Origin of the sequence: Micromonospora humidisoli, from assembly GCF_016900955.1 — a bacterium.
Lineage (GTDB): Bacteria > Actinomycetota > Actinomycetes > Mycobacteriales > Micromonosporaceae > Micromonospora > Micromonospora wenchangensis.
In genome coordinates, this window is sequence record NZ_JAFEUO010000009.1 from 181,665 (window position 1) to 199,334 (window position 17,670).

Here is a 17,670-nt window from a genome sequence, read left to right on the forward strand (position 1 = left end):
CCGCCGGGCTCTGCGGGCAGCGCCGACGCCGCCGGTCGCGCGGAAACGGTGGCCGCCGCTCAGGAACCGACGCCCACGCCCAAGGCGCGCTTGTCGGGTTTGCCGCTCGGCCCCACCGGCACCCCGGTGATCACCTCGACGGTCGTCGGGACGGCGGCCGCACCGAGGGCCGCCGCGACCCGGGCGCGCAACCGGCCGACGTCCAACGGGTGGCCGGCCGCCGGCACCACGTACGCGTGCACCGCCTCGCCGGTGACGTCGTCGGGACGGCTGACCACGTACGCCTCGGCGACGGCGGGGTCGGCGGCGAGCACCCGTTCGATCGGGCCGGCGTACACCAGGTTCGCGTTGACGATGATCACGTCCCGGGCCCGGCCGGACAGGTGCAGGTAGCCGTCGGCGTCCAACCGGGCCAGGTCGCGGGTGCGTACCCAGCCGTCGGTGAACACCTCGGCGCTCTCGGCCGGGTCGCCCCAGTAGGCGTCGGCCTGTGCCGGGGTCCGGACGAAGAGTTCGCCCTCGGTGGCCGGCCGGCCGTCGGCGTCGCGGATGGACAGGTCGACCACCTCGGGCGCGCGTCCGACCGAGGCGAGCCGGCCCGGGTCGGCCAGCAGCTCGGCCGGGGTGACCATCGCGATCATGCCGGTCTCGGTCTGCCCGTAGCCGTGGAAGACGACCGGGCCGAGCACGTCGAGCGCTTCGGCGAGCCGGGACGCGGTGAGCGGTGATCCGGAGACCAGGAGCGCCCGCAGGCTGCCCAGGTCGACCGGGTCGGCGCGCTGGTCGCGGACGAGCTGGTGCAGCTTGCCGACGGTGATCACGCTCGCGGTGGCCCGGTGCCTGGTGATCATGCCGGGGAAGCCGGGCGGGCGGGCGGCGACCAGGGTGCCCCCGGCGGCCAGGGTGAGGATGCCGTACTCCAGCATCACCTGGCTGCTCAGCGAGCCGAAGACCAGGTAGCGCCCCAGCCGGGGGGCGAGCTCGGCGATCGCCGGCGGCCACCGGTCGGGGTGGGCCGCCCAGGCCGCGCTCATCGCCGCGTACGTCTGGGCGCAGCCCTTGGGGTGGCCGGTGCTGCCGCTGGTCCAGGTGATCCGGGCGACGTCACCGGGCCGGCCGGCGGCGACCAGGGGGCTGCCGTCGTCGCGGGTCCGGGCCAGGATGGCGAGTCGGGCGTCGTCGACGAGCAGCGCGTCATCGCTGGCCAGCAGCCGGTCGAGTTGCGCCGGGGTCAGCTCGGGCCGGATGCCGGAGACCCGGGCGCCGACGGTGAACGCGGCGAGGACACCGGCGAGCGCCTCCGGGGTGACCCCGATCCGCAGCGCCACCGCGCGACCCGGCCCGATACCGGCGGCGCGCAGGCCACTGGCGGTCCGCCGGACCAGGTCCGCCAGTTCGGCCGCGCCGACGGTCCGGTCGCCGTCCTCGAAGACCGGCCGGTCACCGCCGGTGGTGAGCAGCCGCAGCACGGGCTGCGGCCACAGCTCACCACCGGCGGTGGCCCCGGCCCGGTCGCGGTCCGCCGACCCGCGACCGGTCCGGTCGTGCCCGCCGTGGTGGCCGGGCCCCGTCGCGCGGCGGTCGGCGTGCTGGTGCTCCGCCGCGCGACGGCCGTCGTTGTCGTGCTCAGCCGGCATCGGACAGGACGCCCTTGAGGAACAGCGCCAGGGGTTGCTGGTGCACGCCGGGCAGGTCCCAGTTGTTCTCCAGGTTCTCGGCGAGGTGGTGGGTGGCGACGAGCCGCCCGCCCCGGTGCACCCGGACGACGGGGTGCAGGTAGCTGGCGTCGTGGGCGCGTTCGGCGTCGTTCTCGGCGATCCGGGGGACGGTGATGTCGAACGGGTCGACCTGGTCGTGGTCCGGGCCGTACTCCAGGGTGGTCACCACCGCGAACGGCTCGGGTCCCAGGCCGCCGTCGTGCAGGTAGGCCACCGGCACCTCCTCGTGGTAGCGCGCGACACCGTCGGCGATCACGACGACATCGCCGAGGACGGTGAACTGCTGCCACAGCGCGGAGGTGCGGTTGATCCGGGCGATGATCGCATCCGTGATCGCCTCGGGGGTGGCGTCCAGGGTGGTCGACGGCCACGGCGTGCCGTGGTGCCTGGCGTTCAGCATCCGGTGCAGGGCGCGTACGCCGTACCGGAAGCCGTGGATGAAGCCGTTGGTGGAGCGTTTGAAGTCGCGCTGCTGGGTGAGGGTGCCGGCGAAGTACAGGCCGGGCACGTTCACCGACTCGAAGCCGGAGGTCTGCTCGGGGAAGCGGTCGTTGATGACCAGCCGGGGCCGCGCCGACGGGTCGAAGATGTCCGCGTCGAACCGGAAGCCGGTGCACAGGATGATCCGGTCGTAGTCGAGCTGCCGCAGCGACTCGCGGGTGCGGGCGTACCGGAAGTCGATCCGGTAGCCGCCGTCGTCGCGGCGGGCGATCCGCTCGACGGTGCCGTCGAGGACGGCGTTCTGCGACTTGAGCTGGTAGGTGTCGAGGAAGTTGTTGTTCACCGCGCGCAGGTGCCCGACGTAGTGCGTCTGCCACGCCAGCCGGATCGAGTGCGGGCCGGCGACGTGGATGACGGCGGCGGTCTCGACCAGGGCGTCGGCGGTCTCGAAGGCCGAGTTGCCCTTGCCGATGATCAGGACCCGCTGGTTGGTGAAGTCGTCCGGGTCGACGCTGACGGTGTCGTAGCGTTCGGCGAGGTCGACGCCCTCGATCGGCGGCACGTACAGCTGGGAGACGCCGGTGGCCACGACGACCCGGCGGGCGGTCAGCGTGTCGCCGCCGGCCTCGACGGTGAACAGGTCGCCGTCGTGGGCGATCCGGGTGACCCGGGTGTCGTAGCGGACCCGCAGCCCGTCGGCGAAGGCGGCGAGGTAGCGCACCATGTCGTCGGCGTCGGGGAAGTAGCGCCGGCTGAAGTTGCGGAACAGCAGCGCCGGATCGTCGGTGAGCAGCGAGTTCCAGTCGGAGCGCAGGTTGAACTCCGGATCGTCGGAACCGGTCCAGACCTTGTTGATGGAGATCAACTGGCGGTGCCGCGGGTAGCGGCCGAAGAACGTGCCCGGCGTCGGTCCGGCCTCCAGCACCAGATGGTCGCGGCCGTCGCGCTCCAGCAGGGCGGCGAGTTGGAGCCCGGCCGGCCCGGCTCCGATGATCAGGTAGTCGAGCGTCATGCGGCGCACCGTATCGGCCCGATTTCAGAGCGTTCTGAGAATCGCTCTCTAGGGTCCGGTCGCATGACGACAGAGGTTGATCTCGCGGCGCCGCTGCGGATCGCCGACCTGAGCGCCGCCCGCGACCCGGTCCGGGTCGTGGTCGGCGCTCAGGTCCGCGACCGGGTCACCCGCACCCGCACCTTCCTGTCCGAGGTGCTCGGCGAGGACCGCGCGGTGTACGGCAGCACCACCGGTTTCGGCGCCCTCGTCGGGTACGCCGGCCGGGCCGACCTGCGCGACCAGGCCGACAACACCCTCGCCCACCTCGGCGCGGGCCACGGCCCGGATCTCGCCCCCGAGATCGTCCGGGCCACCGTGCTGGTCCGGGCCTGGTCGCTGGCCCGGGGCGCGTCCGGGGTGTCCCCGCACGTCGTCGACGCGTTGGCGGCGATGCTCGGGACCACCTTCGTGCCCGCCGTGCCGCGGTGGGGTTCGGTCGGCGCGAGCGGTGACCTGATCCCGCTGGGCGCGGCGGCCCAGGCGCTACGCGGTCGCGGCCACGCCTACCTCGACGGGGTACGCCTGCCGGCCGCGCAGGCGCTGGAGAAGGCCGGCCTGACCCCGCTGCCGCTGGACGGCCGCGACGCCCTGGCCCTGGTCAACGGCACCTCGCTGACCACCGCGGCGACGGCGCTTGCGTTGTCCGCGGTCCGCGCCGCGCACCGGTCGGCGCAGGTGCTCACCTGCCTGCTGGCCGACCTGCTCGGCTGCGACCCGCAGTTCCTCGACGCCCGGCTGCTGCGCGCGTACGGGCACCCGGGGGCGATCGCCGTGGGCGCGCGGATGCGGCAGGTCAGCGAGGGGCTCGTCCCGTCGGGCAAGCGCGCGTTGCAGGAGCCGTACAGCATCCGGTGCGCCCCGCAGCTGCTCGGCGCGGCCGAGGACGCGCTGCGCCATGTCGATTCCGTGGTCACCACCGACCTGGGCAGCGTCAGCGACAATCCGCTGTTCTTCCCCGACGACGACCTGGTGGTGCACGGCGGCAACTTCTTCGGCCAGCCCGCCGCGTTCGCCGCCGACCTGCTGTCGATGGTGGTGGCGCAGGTCGGCAACCTCGTCGAGCGGCAACTCGACCTGCTCGTCGACCCGCACCGCAACGGTGGCCTGCCGCCGATGCTGGCCGCCGGCCCGGGGCAGCAGCACGGGCTCCAGGGGGTGCAGTTGGCCTCCACCGCGCTGATCGCCGAGATCCGCCGCGACGCCATGCCGGCGAGCATGCAGAGCCTGCCGACCAACCTGCACAACCAGGACGTCATCCCGCTCGGCACCCAGGCCGCCCTGCGGGTCTTCGACCAGGCCGGGCTGCTGCGCCTGATCGTCGGCTCGCTGGCGCTGGGGTTGCGTCAGGCCGCGTACGTGGGTGCCCGTACGCCCACCGCGCCGGGCTGCGGCGCGGCGCTGGCGGCGCTGGTCGCGGCGATCCCCCCGGTCGACCCGGACCGGCCGCTCGACGGCGACGTCCGGCGGGCCGCCGACGTGATGGACGCATTGGAACTTCCGTTGACCCCTCTCACCCTGGATGGCCGTCATGACGCTTGACTGTCTGATCATCGGAGCCGGCCCCGCCGGCCTGCAACTGGCCGCCCTGCTGGAAGCCGACGGCCGGCGCGACTACCTGGTGCTGGAGGGCGCGGACGTCCCGGGCGCGTTCTTCGCCACCTACCCCCGGCACCGGCAACTGATCTCCATCAACAAGCCGCACACCGGCTCCGACGATCCGGAGCTCAACCTGCGGCTGGACTGGAACTCGCTGCTCACCGACGATCCGGCGCTGCGGTTCACCACGTACACGCAGCGGTACTTCCCGGACGCCGACGTGATGGTCCGCTACCTGGCCGACTTTGCCGCGAAGACCGGGGTGAAGGTGCGTTACGGCGCGCGGGTGACCTCGGTGTCCAAGGTGGACGGGATCTTCGAGGTGCACGCCGGGGAGACGTTCCGGGCCCGGCGGGTGGTCGTCGCCACCGGCGTGTCCCGGCCGTACCTGCCGGACATTCCCGGGCTGGAGCTGGCCGAGCAGTACGCGGACATGCCCGTCGACCCGCGCGACTACCTCGACCAGAAGGTGCTGATCATCGGCAAGGGCAACTCCGCGTTCGAGACGGCGGACAACCTGATGGAGACCACCACCCTGATCCACCTGGCCGGGCCCAGCTCGGTGCGGATGGCCTGGCGCACCCACTACGTCGGGCACCTGCGGGCGGTGAACAACAACTTCCTCGACACCTACCAGCTCAAGTCGGCCAACGCGATCCTGGACGGCACCGTCCGGCGGATCACCCGCGACGCCGACGGCTACACGGTGACGTTCGCGTTCTCCCGCGCCGACGAGGTGACCAAGGAGCTGCGCTACGACCGGGTGCTGGTCTGCACCGGGTTCGCCTTCGACGCGTCGATCTTCGACGGGTCGTGCCGGCCGGAATTGGCGATCCGGGACCGCTTCCCGGCCCAGACCGCACAGTGGGAGTCGGTGAACGTGCCCGACCTGTTCTTCGCCGGCACCATCACCCAGCAGCGGGACTTCAAGCGCTCGACCAACGGGTTCATCCACGGTTTCCGGTACGCCGTGCGGGCCCTGCACCGCATCCTCGAACGCCGGTACGGGGACACGCCGTGGCCGACGGAGAAGCTGGACGCGAACGGGGCGTCGATCGCCGACGCGATCATCGCCCGGGTCAACCGCACCTCCGCGCTGTGGCAGCAGTTCGACGTCCTCGCCGACGTGGTGACCGTCGCCGACGCCGACGCGCGCTACCACGAGGAGGTGCCGGTGGACTACTTCACCGAGACCGGCCTGCGCACCGCCGACCACGACTACTCCGACGCGTTCGTGGTCACCCTGGAGTACGGCCCGGAGCACGACCAGGTGGACCCGTTCGACGTCACGGTGAGACGGGTCGCCCAGGACGTCGTCGGCCAGGCCCACGACGCGGCGTACCTGCATCCGGTGGTGCGTCACCACCGGGCGGGGCAGGTCGTCGCGACCCACCACCTGGCGGAGAACCTGGAGAACCGGTGGGACCGGCCGCAGGTGCACGTGACACCGTTGGCCGCCTTCGTCGACAGGTGCCTGCGCGGGGCCGGGGACTGACGTGCCGGCCCTCGACGAGGTGGCGCTGAACCTGGCCGACGTGGCCACCGTCGCCCGGCGTCGCCTCGACCCGGTGCACTGGGACTTCTTCGCCGGCGGCGCGGGCGACGAGCGGACCCTGCGGGCCAACGAGGCGGCCTTCGCCCGGCGCTTCCTGGTGCCCCGGGTGCTGCGCGGCACCGGCGACCGGGACCTGCGGATCTCGTTGCTCGGCAGCGAGGTCTCGATGCCGGTGCTGGTCGCGCCGACCGCGTTCCACCGGCTGGCCCACCCCGACGGCGAGCTGGCCACCGCCCGGGCCGCCGCCGACGCCGGCACGGTCATGGTGGTGAGCATGGCGGCCACCCGGCCGGTCGAGCAGATCGCGGCGGCCGGCGGGCCGCTGTGGTTCCAGCTCTACCCGCACACCGACCTGGAGTTCACCACCACCGTGGTCCGGCGGGCGGTGGCCGCCGGCTGCCGGGCCCTGGTCGTGACGGTCGACTCGCCCGTGTTCGGTCGGCGCGAGCGCGACCTGCGGCACGGATTCGTCGACCTGCCATCCGGCCTGGTCTGCGAGAACATGCGTGACGCGGACGGCCGGGTCCGGGATATCGAGATGACCGCCCGGGTGGGTTGGGAGCTGGTCGCCCGGCTGCGCCGGCTCACCACCGTGCCGATCCTGCTCAAGGGGGTGCTGCATCCCGAGGACGCCCGGCTGGCCGTCGAGCACGGGGTGGACGGGGTGGTGGTCTCCAACCACGGCGGCCGGCAACTCGACGGGGTGACGGCCACCCTGGACGCGTTGCCGGCCGTCGTGGCGGCCGTCGGCGGGCGGCTGCCGGTGCTGGTCGACGGTGGCCTGCGGCGCGGCGTCGACGTGCTGGTCGCGTTGGCGCTCGGGGCGACGGCCGTGCTGGTCGGCCGTCCGGTGCTGTGGGGGCTGGCGGTGGGCGGCGCGGCCGGGGTGCGGCACGTGCTCGACCTGCTGCGCGCCGACCTCGACCGGGCGTTGGCGCTGGTGGGTGCCGCACGGCCGGGGGACCTGAGCGCCGATCTGGTCACCACGGGAGCCCCGGCGTGAGCGCGCCGGTGCTGTGCGGCGCGCTGGTCGTGCTCGGGGTGGCCTGGACCCTGCCCGGGTGGCTGCCGGCGGCGGTGGTGCGGCTGCGGCAGTGGGTGTTCGCCCGGGTCAACGGCGGGGAGGGCATCCCGGTGCCCGGCCCGCTCGTCGACGTCGAGGACTTCGAGCGGCTGTACGCCGATCCGGCGGCTGACGGGCGCAGCCGGGGCGCCGGCCTGTCCGACCTGTTCTGGTACTGGCTGTCGCCCGGCCCGCACATGCACCAGGAGCACCTGGAGCCGGGGGAGCGGTACCGGACGGTGGCCGGGGTGACCCGGCAGGTGCTCGCGGTGCGACCCCAGCGCGCCGACGCGCTGGCCACCGCCGCCACCCGGCGGGTGCTCGACGAGTTGCCGGCCGGGCGGGTCCACGTCCGGCTGCGGGACCTGATGATGCCGGTGTGGGCGGAGGTCTACCACGAGCTGATCTTCGGTGAGGTGTGCCCGCCGGAGGTCCGGGCGCTGTTCGTCGCCAACGCCGCCGACGTGGCCGCCGCGCTGAAGTGCACCGGGCTGCGGCACATGGACCGGCGGGACCCGTTGACCCGCTACCTGCGTGGGCGGGTCGAGGCGGGCACCTGCCCGGTGACGTTGCCGGCCCCGTTCACCACCGAGGAGACGGCCTGGTACCTGCACGGCGCGTTCGGCACCACGGCGGTGGTGCAGATGTCCGAGGCGATGGCGCACGTGCTGCTGGCCCTGGCCAACCGGCCGGACCTGCAACGGGGTCTGGACGACGACGACGCGTTGGACCGGGTGATCGACGAGACGCTGCGGCTGCACCCGCTGTTCGGCGTCGCGCACCGGATCACCTCCGCGCCGATCGGGTTGCCCTCCGGGGTGACCCTGCCCGCCGGGTCGGTGCTGCTCTTCAACTACCTGGCCTTCCAGCGCAGCGGACCGGCCGGCGACGAACGGTTCGACCCGGACCGGTGGCGCACGCTGCGCCGCCGCGACGCCCGGTTCATCCCGTACGGCGTCACCGCGAACCGGGCCTGCCCGGCGCGCGGGGTCGCGCCGGTGATGCTGCGCGCCGCGACCCGCGAGGTGTTGCGCCGGTACGCCCTGGCGTCCTCGGCCGCGCACAGCCGGTCGCTGCCCAGCCGGGGTCCGGCGTACCTGACCCCGGCCGGGGTGGCCGGTCCGGGGTGGCTGCGGTTGGCCGCGATGCGGGGCCGGGACCGGTGGGCCGACGTGGGGCGCGGTGTCCGGCAACTGGTGTTCGGCGCCTGGATGGTCGTCGACGCCCGGCGACAACGGTTGTGCACCAACTACTTCGAGGAGGCGGTCCGGTGACCCCCACCCAGTTGGCTCCACGGTTCTTCATCGCGGTCGCGGTGATCCTGATCTTCTGCAAGGCGGTGGCCTGGCTGCTCGGCCGGGTGGGGCAGCCCGCCGTGGTCAGCGAGATGCTCGCCGGTGTGCTGTTGGGCCCGTCGCTGCTCGGGTTCGTGCTGCCGGAGGTGAAGGACGCCCTGTTCCCGGCCGCGCTGCTGCCGGTCCTGTACGTGGTGGGCCAGGTCGGCCTGGTGCTGTTCATGTTCCAGGCCGGGTACGCCTTCAGCGCCCACCGGGTCACCGGCCTGGTCGGCACCGCCGGCCTGGTGTCGCTGGCCGGGGTGACCGCGCCGCTGGTCCTCGGGGTGGGGCTGGTCGTGGTCACCGCGGACGCCGTGCCGATGCGGGCCGACGGGACGTCGATCGGGGTGTCGGCCGCGTTCGTGGGGGTGGCGTTGGCCATCACCGCCTTCCCGATGCTGGCCCGGATCATCACCGAACGCGGACAGGCCGGCACCCGGCACGGCACGTTGTCGTTGGCCAGTGGCGCGCTCGACGACATGGTCGCCTGGATCATGCTGGCCGTGGTGCTGGCGTTCGCCTCCGGCCGGGCCGGGCCGGCGGTGGTCACCGCCGGTGGGGCGGTGCTGTTCGCGCTGGTGCTGTGGCTGTGCGGGCCGCGGGTGACCACGGCGTTGATGACCAGTTCCCGCCTCAACGACTCCGCCCGGGTGCTCGGCACGGTGGCCCTGCTCTTCCTGGTCGCCTGGTACACCGACGAGATCGGCCTGTACGCGGTGTTCGGCGCGTTCGCGGTCGGCGTGGTGATGCCGCACACCGCCAACACCGACCGGGTGGTGGACACCCTCACCCCGGTCGCCGCGACGGTCTTCCTGCCGCTGTTCTTCACCTATTCGGGGCTGCGTACGGAGTTCGGGTTGCTGGGCAGCGCGCCGGTGCTGCTGTTCGCGGTGGCCTGCGTGACGGCGGCGATCGTCGGCAAGTTCGGTGCCTGCTGGGCGGCGGCCCGGCTCCGGGGCGAGTCGCAGGGCGTCGCGTTGCGGGTGGGCGCGTTGATGAACGCCAGGGGTCTGATGCAGCTCATCGCGCTCAACGTCGGTCTGGAGGCGGGCATCGTGAACGCCTCGCTGTTCACCGTGCTGGTGCTGGTGGCGCTGATCACCACGATGATGACGACTCCGCTGCTGAGTTGGATCGAGGGCCGGGAGGCCCGTCGGGGCGACGCCGTCCGGACACCGGCACTCGCCACGGTGAAATGACAAAAAGATAGTTATCACTTTTTGGGCCTGCCCTGTGGGATTGTGGAGGCATGCACGGGGGAGGACCTAACCGGTTGCTGTTGGTCGAGGACGACGAGGAACTGGCCGACCTGCTCACCGAGACACTGAGCTGTGAGGGGTTCCTCGTCGACCGGGCCGCCGACGGCCAGCGTGGCCTGCACCTGGGGCTCACCCGCAGCTACGACGTGCTGGTCGTGGACCGGATGCTGCCGGTGCTGGACGGTCTCGACCTGGTCGCCCGGCTGCGGTCCCGGGCCGTCCCGACCCGGGCGCTGATGCTCACCGCGCTCGGTGGGGTAGGTGACCGGATCGCCGGGCTGGACGCCGGCGCCGACGACTACCTGGGCAAGCCGTTCGACCTGGACGAGCTGAGCGCCCGGGTCCGGGCGTTGTGCCGGCGCGGCGCGGAGTCCACCACCGTGCTGCGCATCGGCACCGGGCGGCTCGACCTGACCTCGCACGACGTGGTGCTGGCCGACGGCACCCGGGTGGCGCTGTCCGCCCGGGAGTTCGAGCTGCTGCGGGTGCTGGCGGCCCGGCCGAGCACCGTGCACTCCCGGGGTGAGTTGCGCCGCCGGGTCTTCGACGAGGCCGCCGCGACGTCGCTGGTCGACACCTACGTCTACTACCTGCGCCGCAAACTCGGCCGGTCGGTGATCCGTACCGTGCACGGGCTCGGCTACCGACTCGGAGCGCTGTGATGGAGCTGGTGGAGCAGTCGATGGTACGCCGGGCCCGACTGCGGATCGGGCTGCTGGTGGGGCTGGCCATCAGCGCCCTGCTGCTGCTGGCCGGCGGCATCTCGTACGCCGTCCTGGTCCGCAGCCAGGAGGCGCAGATCCACCGGGAGCTGGCCTGGGGCACCCGGCACGCGACCATCCCCGGTCCGCCGGCGTGCAGCTGGGTGTTCCGGTACAACGGGCTGACCACCGACACCGGTCTCAACCCGCCGCCTGCGGGTTTCCCGTTGACCGGGGCGCTGCGGTCGGTGGCCGCCACCGGGATCACCGAGGTCACCGCCGTCACCCGCAACGGCACCACCTACCACGTGCGCACCGAGTCAGGCAGCGACGGGGTGGTCGTGCAGGCGGTGTTCGACGCGCGGTTCCAACTGTCCGACCGCCGGCACCTGCTGCTGGCGTTCAGCCTCGCCGCCACGGTCGGGCTGTTCGTCGCGGTGCTGACCGGCACGTTGGTCGGGCGGCGGGCCGTCGCACCGCTGGCCGAGGCGCTGACCCGGCAGCGGCGGTTCATCGCCGACGCCAGCCACGAGCTGCGGACCCCGATCGCCCAGGTGCACATCCGCGCCCAGTTGATGGCGCGGCGGGCGCGGACCGGGGGCGGCGTCACCAGCCTGGAGGATCTCGACCGGCTGATCGGCGGCACCCGCCGGCTGGGCGAGATCGTCGACGACCTGTTGCTCTCCGCCCAGCTCGCCGCCGCTCCCGCCGACCGCCGCCCGTACCCTCCGGTCGACCTGACCGCGCTCGTCGGGGCGGCCGTCGCCGCCGAGACGGAACGGGCCGCCGAACGGCAGGTCACCCTCGCCGCCGACCTGCCCGACGGGTCGTTGCCGGTGCCGGGGGTCGCGTCGGCGCTGCGCCGGGTGGCCGGTGAGCTGCTGGCGAACGCGCTCGCCCACACCCCGCCCGGCGGCCGGATCGACGTGTCGTTGCGGGCCGGCGGCGACTACGTCGAGTTCGTGGTCGCCGACACCGGGGTCGGGTTCGACCAGGCCGACGCGCGGCGCATCTTCGACCGCTTCCACCGGGGCGGGGGTTCCGGTGAGCACCGGTTCGGGCTGGGGCTGGCCCTGCTCCAGGAGGTCGTGACGAGCCACCGGGGCACGATCGAAGCCGAGGGCCGGCCGCACCGGGGGGCGGTCTTCACCGTCCGGCTGCCCGCCACCCGGTCGCCCGAGGTGCCGGAGCGGGCCTCGGGTATCCGCCGCCTGCGGGTCCGGCAACTTGTCGACAGGTGAGCCGTGCCGGGTCCCGACACTCCGGCCGGAGAAAAAGTTCCGCCACCGATGTCGAGAACGACGGACCGGCGTCGTCCCCGGGGTGAACGCGGCCAGAATGGGGGTCGCGCCGGCACCGAGGAGAGACCTGATGGCAAAGTACCTGCTGCTCAAGCACTACCGGGGTGCCCCACCCGCGGTCAACGACGTCCCGATGGACAAGTGGACGCCCGAGGAGGTCACCGCCCATGTGCAATACATGAACGACTTCGCGGCCCGGCTGGAGGGCACCGGCGAGTTCGTCGACGGTCAGGCCCTCGCCCCCGAGGGGACGTTCGTCAGGTACGACGGGCCGGGCCGTCCGCCGGTCACCGACGGGCCGTTCGCCGAGACCAAGGATCTCGTCGCCGGGTGGATGGTGATCGACGTGGACAGCTACGACCGGGCCATCGAGCTGGCCGGGGAGCTGTCCGCCGCGCCGGGGGCGGGTGGGAGGCCGATCCACGAGTGGCTGGAGCTGCGCCCGTTCCTGACCGCGCCGCCGACCGTCACCGAGTGACAGGTGGACGGTGACCTGCTGCGCCGGCTCATCCCGGAGGTGATCGGGGTGCTCGTGCGGCGCGGGGCGGACTTCGCGGCGGCCGAGGACGCCGTGCAGGACGCGCTGGTCCGGGCGCTGGACGTCTGGCCGGCCGACCCGCCCCGGGACCCGAAGGGCTGGCTGGTCACCGTGGCCTGGCACCGGTTCCTCGACGCGGGCCGGGCGGACGCCGCCCGCCGTCGGCGCGAGGACCTCGTCGTCGAGGAACCGGTGCCGGGGCCGACGTCGGAGGTGGACGACACGCTCCGGCTCTATTTCCTGTGCGCCCATCCGTCGCTGAGCCCGTCGTCGGCTGTCGCGTTGACCCTGCGTGCCGTCGGCGGGCTGACCACCCGCCAGATCGCCCGGGCCTACCTGGTGCCGGAGGCGACCATGGCGCAGCGGATCAGCCGGGCCAAGCGCACGGTGGCCGGGGTGCGCCTCGACCGGCCCGGCGACGTCACCACCGTGTTGCGGGTGCTCTACCTGGTCTTCAACGAGGGCTACTCCGGTGACGTCGACCTGGTGGCCGAGGCGGTCCGGCTCACCCGGCAGCTCGCCGTGCTGGTCGACCATCCGGAGGTGGCCGGGCTGCTCGCCCTGATGCTGCTGCACCACGCCCGGCGGGCGGCCCGGACCACGCCCGACGGCGGCCTGGTCCCGCTCGCGGAGCAGGACCGCAGCCGGTGGGACACCGGTGCGATCGCCGAGGGGGTCCGCATCCTGCAGGCGGCGCTGGCCCGGGACCGGTTGGGCGAGTTCCAGGCCCAGGCGGCCATCGCCGCGTTGCACGCCGACGCGCCCGTCGCCGCCGAGACCGACTGGGTGCAGATCGTCGAGTGGTACGACGAACTCGTGCGGTTGGCCGACAGCCCGGTGGTGCGGCTCAACCGGGCGGTGGCCGTCGGGGAGGCCGACGGGGCGCGGGCGGGGCTGGCGGCCCTCGCGGCGGTGGACCCGGCGGTGCCCCGGCACGCGGCGGTGACGGCGTACCTGCACGAGCGGGCCGGTGATCCGGTGACGGCGGCCCGGTGGTACGCCGAGGCTGCCCACCGGGCCGCCCACCTCGCCGAACGCGACCATCTGATCCGCCAGGCCGCCCGGCTCAACGCCCGCCTGCCCGGCTGAGTTCCGGTGCGCCCGCCCGGGACCCGGGGCTGACGGCGGCGTCGTCGGTGGTCACCGGGCTGCTGCTGGCCGAGCCGCTGGCCGCCCGGGGCGGTACGGCGCGACGGGCCGTCCGGGGACGAGAATAGATCGTATTGCGAGATGGTGTCTCTGTTGACGTTGCGGCGGGGGTTGGTTAGCCTGGACCGATCATCGCCAGCCGCAGGAGAACGCCATGATCCGAGTTCCGCAAGGCTCTGGGTTGCTGGTGCGCGGTTACGAGGAGCCGCTGCGGGTCCACCCGCCGCGGGAGGGCATGCGCCCCGGGACCGCCGCCGGGGACCCGCAGACCCCGTTCTGACGGATCGGCCCGCCGCCTCCCGCCCGGGACGCGGCGAGCGCCCACGTCGTTGATCAGCCCGGTGGCGGCACCGCCCGCCCGGGACACCGACCCGTTTCCGCAGAACCGAACCTCGGAGCGCATCATCATGACCACCGCAATCGATCTCGCCCCCATCTCCGGCCCGTCCGCCTGGCGCGGCGACGAGCTGCGCACCTCGACCGAGTGGGTCTACCAGCTCAGTGACGCCGAGCGCGCCGAACTGGAGACCGTCGGCCGCCAGTTCGTCGCCGACAACCCCGACCTGCGTACGGTGACCGCCGCCGACTACCCGCTGCCGGCCTGCGCCGGCCTCAACGAGGAATGCGCCCGCCAGCTCGACTCCGGACGCGGCTTCATCCTGGTCCGGGGCCTGCGTACGGAGGAGTACGGCGACACCCTCGCCGGGGCGATCTTCTTCCTGATGGGGCTGCACCTCGGTGTGCCGATGGGGCAGAACCAGATGGGTGACGTGCTCGACCACGTCATCGCCACCTCCAACAAGACCCTCGACGACCCGTCGGCGCTGCCGTCGCGGGTCCGCGACCGGCTGCCGTTCCATTCCGACAGCTCCGACGTGGTCGCGCTGATGTGCCTGCGGGCGGCCAAGGCCGGCGGGGCGAGCAGCCTGGTCAGCGGCACCACGATCTACAACGAGATCCTGCGCCGGCGGCCCGACCTCGCGCCGCTGCTGTTCGAGTCGTGGCACTGGGACTGGCACCGGCAGGACCCGGACGCCCCGGCCCGCACCTACACCTCGCCGATCTGCAGCTACGTCGACGGCGTGTTCAGCACCTACGCCGGCAGCTCGATGATCTTCTCGGCGCAGGACTACCCGGAGGTGCCCCGGCTCACCGAGGCGCAGATCGAGCTGCTGCACCTCTACGACGAGGTGTCCCAGGCCCCCGGCCTGGCCCTGGACATGGACTTCCAGCCCGGCGACGTGCAGTGGCTGCTGAACTACGCCGCCCTGCACTCGCGTACCGGTTACGTCGACTTCCCGGAGCCGGAGCGTCGCCGGCACCTGCTGCGGCTGTGGCTCAAGCGCGACGTCGGTCGGCCGCTGGTCGACGGGTTCGGCAAGCACGTGGTGACCGAGCGCGGCAGCGAGATCGCGCCGGGCGGCCGGTTCCGCATCGCCGAGGCGGTCGAGCCCAACTTCGAGTGGGGCAACTGACCCACCGGCCCCTCGTCAGGACGGCCCGCAGCGCCCCAGTGTCGTGGCGCGGCGGGCCGTCCGTGTGCGGTCACCCGTACGGCCGGGCGGTCACGCTCCACGCGCTGGCGAACGCGGCCTGACGACCACCGGGGACGGACGTCCGGACGGGCCGGCCCTGGGACCTGGGCCGACCCGTCCGGACAGGACCTACAGGTCCAGCACCAGCCGCTCCGAGCGGCACCGCCCGACGCAGATCATCATGCTGCGCCCGGCCGTACGCTCCTGCTCGGTCAGCAGCGAGTCGCGGTGCTCCGGCGTGCCGGCCAGCACCCGGGTCTCGCACGCGCCGCAGTAGCCCTTCTCGCAGTCGTAGGTCAGGCCCGGCACGACCTCGCGCAGCACGTCGATCATGCGACGGTCGCGGGGCACCCGCAGGGTCGCCCCGGTCCGCGCCAGGTGCACCTCGAACTCGGTGTTCGCCGCGGGGTCGAACGCGACCTCCAGGTCGTCCCCGGCGGTGAACCGCTCGACGTGCAGCCGCTCCGACCGGCCGGTCGCGGCGCAGACCCGCTCCAACGCGTCGATCATGCCGGTCGGCCCGCAGCAGTAGACGGCCGTGTCCGGCCCGGTGGAGTCGAGCAGCGCGCCGAGGTCGGGCAGGCCGGTCTCGTCCTGCGGCAGCAGGGTCACCCGGTCACCGGCGAGCGCCGTCACCTCGTCGACGAAGGCCATCGAGGCCCGGCTGCGACCGCCGTACACCAGCCGGAACGGCACGCCCCGGCGGTCGGCCTCGCGGGCCATCGCCAGGATCGGGGTGATCCCGATGCCCCCGGCGAGGAAGAGGTAGTCGGGGGCGTCGACGAGCGGGAAGTGGTTGCGCGGGCCGCGTACCGACAGGGTGACGCCGGCGCGGGCGAGCGCGTGCAGCTCCACCGAACCGCCCCGGCCGGCGGGCTCGCGCAGGGCCGCGATCCGGTAGTGCCGGGTGTCGTCCGGGTCGCCGCACAGCGAGTACTGCCGGACCCGCCCGGACGGCAGCCGCACCTCCAGGTGCGCGCCGGGCGTCCAGGGCGGCAGTTCCGCGCCGGTCGGGTCGGCCAGGCGGACCTCCAGCACGTCGTCGGTGGCGGTGGCGGTGCCCGCCATGACCAGTTCCCGGTCGCCGGTCAGGCTGGCGGTGGGCCGGGTCCCCGCCGCGTCGGCGTCGCGGCGGGGACCCGGGGTGAAGACGGCCGGGATCGCGTCCCAACCGCTCTGGTTGCCCCGGGTGGGGTAGGCGACGAGCCCCTCCTCCACCACCCGGAAGTCGGGCAGCCGGGTCAGCACCTGCGTGATCATCTCGCGGAACATCAGCCGGGCCAGGTGGGCACCGGCGCAGCGGTGGCTGCCGATGCCGAAGCTCAGGTGCCGGGCGGCGTCGCGGTCCAGCCGCAGCTGCTCCGGGTCGGGGAAGACCGCCGGGTCGTGGTTGGCCGCGACCCAGGGGATCAGCACCCGCTCACCGGCGCTGACCGGGCAGCCGCCGACCTCGGTGTCGGTGCGGACGGTACGGGCCATCGACTGGGACGGGGCGAACACCCGCAGGAACTCGTCGGTGGCGGTGAGCAGCAGGTCGGGGGAGTCGATCAGGCGCTGCCGGTCCTCGGGGTGCCGGCTCAGGTGCACCAGGGTGGAGCCGGTCAGCGAGGTGGTGGTGTCCACCCCGCCGGCGATCAGCAGCCCGATGACCGAGACCAGCTCGTCGGCGTCGAACAGTTCCCCGTCGGGGCGGCGCTGGGCGGCCAGGTAGCTCACCGCGTCGCTGGTCGGCACGGCCCGCCGCTCGACGATCAGCTCGCGGATGCGCTGGTCGAGGTAGGCCAGGCCGGCGGCCCCGCGTACGGCGCGTTCGCTGCCGGGCAGCGCGGCGAAGATGTCGTGGATCGGGCCGGCGAGCTTGGCCCAGTCGGATTCGGGGAAGCCCAGCCAGTCGAGGGTGACGGCGGCCGGCAGCGGGTTGGTCAGGTCGCGGACGAAGTCCACCGACCCCTCGGCGATGAAGGCGTCCACCACGCGGGTGGTGTGCCGGGCGACCATCGGGGCCAGCTCGGCCACCGCGTCCTGGGTGAGCAGCGGGTTGATCAGGTCGCGGTAGCCGGTCGCGGCGGGCGGGTCCAGCTCGATCGGGTACTGCTCCAGGCCGGGGCCCCGGGGGATGACGATGGCGGTGCCGTCACCTCCGGCGGTGGCGCGGGCGGAGGAGAAGGTGTCGTCGTCGCGGGCGATCCGGACCACGTCGGCGTACCTGGTGGTGTAGACGAAGCCGCCGTGCGCGTCGGTCCGGCCGACCGGGCAGGTCTGGCGGAACTCCCGGTAGTAGCCCACCGGGTCGGTGTTGCACTCGGCCGAGTGGTGGTCGAAGGGCGCGACGGGCCGGTCTTCGGTCGCGGTCTGCGTGCCGGCCGGGGCGGTGCGCTGCTGTTCGGTCATCGGGACGTGCTCCACAGGTGCGGGACGCTGCG

General features: G+C 73.5%; 14 protein-coding genes. 11 read left to right on the top strand and 3 right to left on the bottom strand.

Features of this window, described 5'->3' with window-relative positions; translation table 11 throughout:
* Nucleotides 1–59: 59 nt before the first annotated feature.
* Together JQN84_RS28085 and JQN84_RS28090 are read right to left on the bottom strand one after the other, a co-directional pair.
* The gene (locus JQN84_RS28085; protein ID WP_204961578.1) at nt 60–1,637 is read right to left on the bottom strand and encodes a class I adenylate-forming enzyme family protein; all 1,578 of its coding nucleotides are present in this window, start codon (nt 1,635–1,637) and stop codon (nt 60–62) included.
* Nucleotides 1,627–3,171 (bottom strand): NAD(P)-binding domain-containing protein, encoded by a 1,545-nt coding sequence (locus JQN84_RS28090; RefSeq protein ID WP_204961579.1) that lies wholly within the window; start codon nt 3,169–3,171, stop codon nt 1,627–1,629. Before JQN84_RS28090 ends, JQN84_RS28085 begins: the two co-directional genes overlap by 11 nt.
* Before the next feature lie 63 nt (nt 3,172–3,234).
* Between JQN84_RS28090 and JQN84_RS28095 the strand changes: the two genes are divergently transcribed.
* The 11 genes from JQN84_RS28095 (at nt 3,235) to JQN84_RS28140 (ending at nt 15,187) form a co-directional block, all read left to right on the top strand.
* Nucleotides 3,235–4,752, top strand: coding sequence for an aromatic amino acid ammonia-lyase (locus JQN84_RS28095; RefSeq protein WP_204961580.1), 1,518 nt, complete (start codon nt 3,235–3,237; stop codon nt 4,750–4,752).
* The gene (locus JQN84_RS28100; protein ID WP_204961581.1) at nt 4,742–6,304 is read left to right on the top strand and encodes an NAD(P)-binding domain-containing protein; all 1,563 of its coding nucleotides are present in this window, start codon (nt 4,742–4,744) and stop codon (nt 6,302–6,304) included. The genes JQN84_RS28095 and JQN84_RS28100 overlap by 11 nt, the downstream gene beginning before the upstream one ends.
* 1 nt (nt 6,305) lies before the next feature.
* Nucleotides 6,306–7,367 carry an alpha-hydroxy acid oxidase gene (locus tag JQN84_RS28105; protein WP_204961582.1) on the top strand — a complete coding sequence of 354 codons (1,062 nt, stop codon included), beginning with the start codon at nt 6,306–6,308 and terminating at the stop codon, nt 7,365–7,367.
* Nucleotides 7,364–8,701, top strand: a complete 1,338-nt coding sequence (locus tag JQN84_RS28110) for a cytochrome P450 (protein ID WP_307821460.1) — start codon at nt 7,364–7,366, stop codon at nt 8,699–8,701. The genes JQN84_RS28105 and JQN84_RS28110 overlap by 4 nt, the downstream gene beginning before the upstream one ends.
* Entirely contained in the window at nt 8,698–9,963 is a 1,266-nt protein-coding gene (locus JQN84_RS28115; RefSeq protein WP_204961583.1) for a cation:proton antiporter, read from the top strand. The genes JQN84_RS28110 and JQN84_RS28115 overlap by 4 nt, the downstream gene beginning before the upstream one ends.
* A gap of 74 nt (nt 9,964–10,037) precedes the next feature.
* Nucleotides 10,038–10,685, top strand: coding sequence for a response regulator transcription factor (locus tag JQN84_RS28120; protein WP_239486328.1), 648 nt, complete (start codon nt 10,038–10,040; stop codon nt 10,683–10,685).
* An 8-nt stretch (nt 10,686–10,693) separates the two neighbouring features.
* A complete protein-coding gene (locus JQN84_RS28125; RefSeq protein WP_372446021.1) occupies nt 10,694–11,965 on the top strand; it encodes a sensor histidine kinase in 1,272 nt (423 codons plus the stop codon).
* A gap of 130 nt (nt 11,966–12,095) precedes the next feature.
* Nucleotides 12,096–12,503: a YciI family protein gene (locus JQN84_RS28130; RefSeq protein ID WP_204961586.1), complete on the top strand. Its 408-nt coding sequence runs from the start codon at nt 12,096–12,098 to the stop codon at nt 12,501–12,503.
* 3 nt (nt 12,504–12,506) lie between these two features.
* Nucleotides 12,507–13,652, top strand: a complete 1,146-nt coding sequence (locus JQN84_RS28135; RefSeq protein ID WP_204961587.1) for an RNA polymerase sigma factor — start codon at nt 12,507–12,509, stop codon at nt 13,650–13,652.
* 214 nt (nt 13,653–13,866) lie between these two features.
* Nucleotides 13,867–13,992 (top strand): hypothetical protein, encoded by a 126-nt coding sequence (locus JQN84_RS32005; RefSeq protein ID WP_255554102.1) that lies wholly within the window; start codon nt 13,867–13,869, stop codon nt 13,990–13,992.
* A 127-nt stretch (nt 13,993–14,119) separates the two neighbouring features.
* Nucleotides 14,120–15,187, top strand: coding sequence for a TauD/TfdA family dioxygenase (locus JQN84_RS28140; RefSeq protein WP_204961588.1), 1,068 nt, complete (start codon nt 14,120–14,122; stop codon nt 15,185–15,187).
* Nucleotides 15,188–15,376: 189 nt separating this feature from the next.
* Here the strand turns inward: JQN84_RS28140 and JQN84_RS28145 are convergent, their stop codons facing one another.
* Nucleotides 15,377–17,638 carry a cytochrome P450/oxidoreductase gene (locus tag JQN84_RS28145; protein ID WP_204961589.1) on the bottom strand — a complete coding sequence of 754 codons (2,262 nt, stop codon included), beginning with the start codon at nt 17,636–17,638 and terminating at the stop codon, nt 15,377–15,379.
* Between the last annotated feature and the right edge of the window lie 32 nt (nt 17,639–17,670).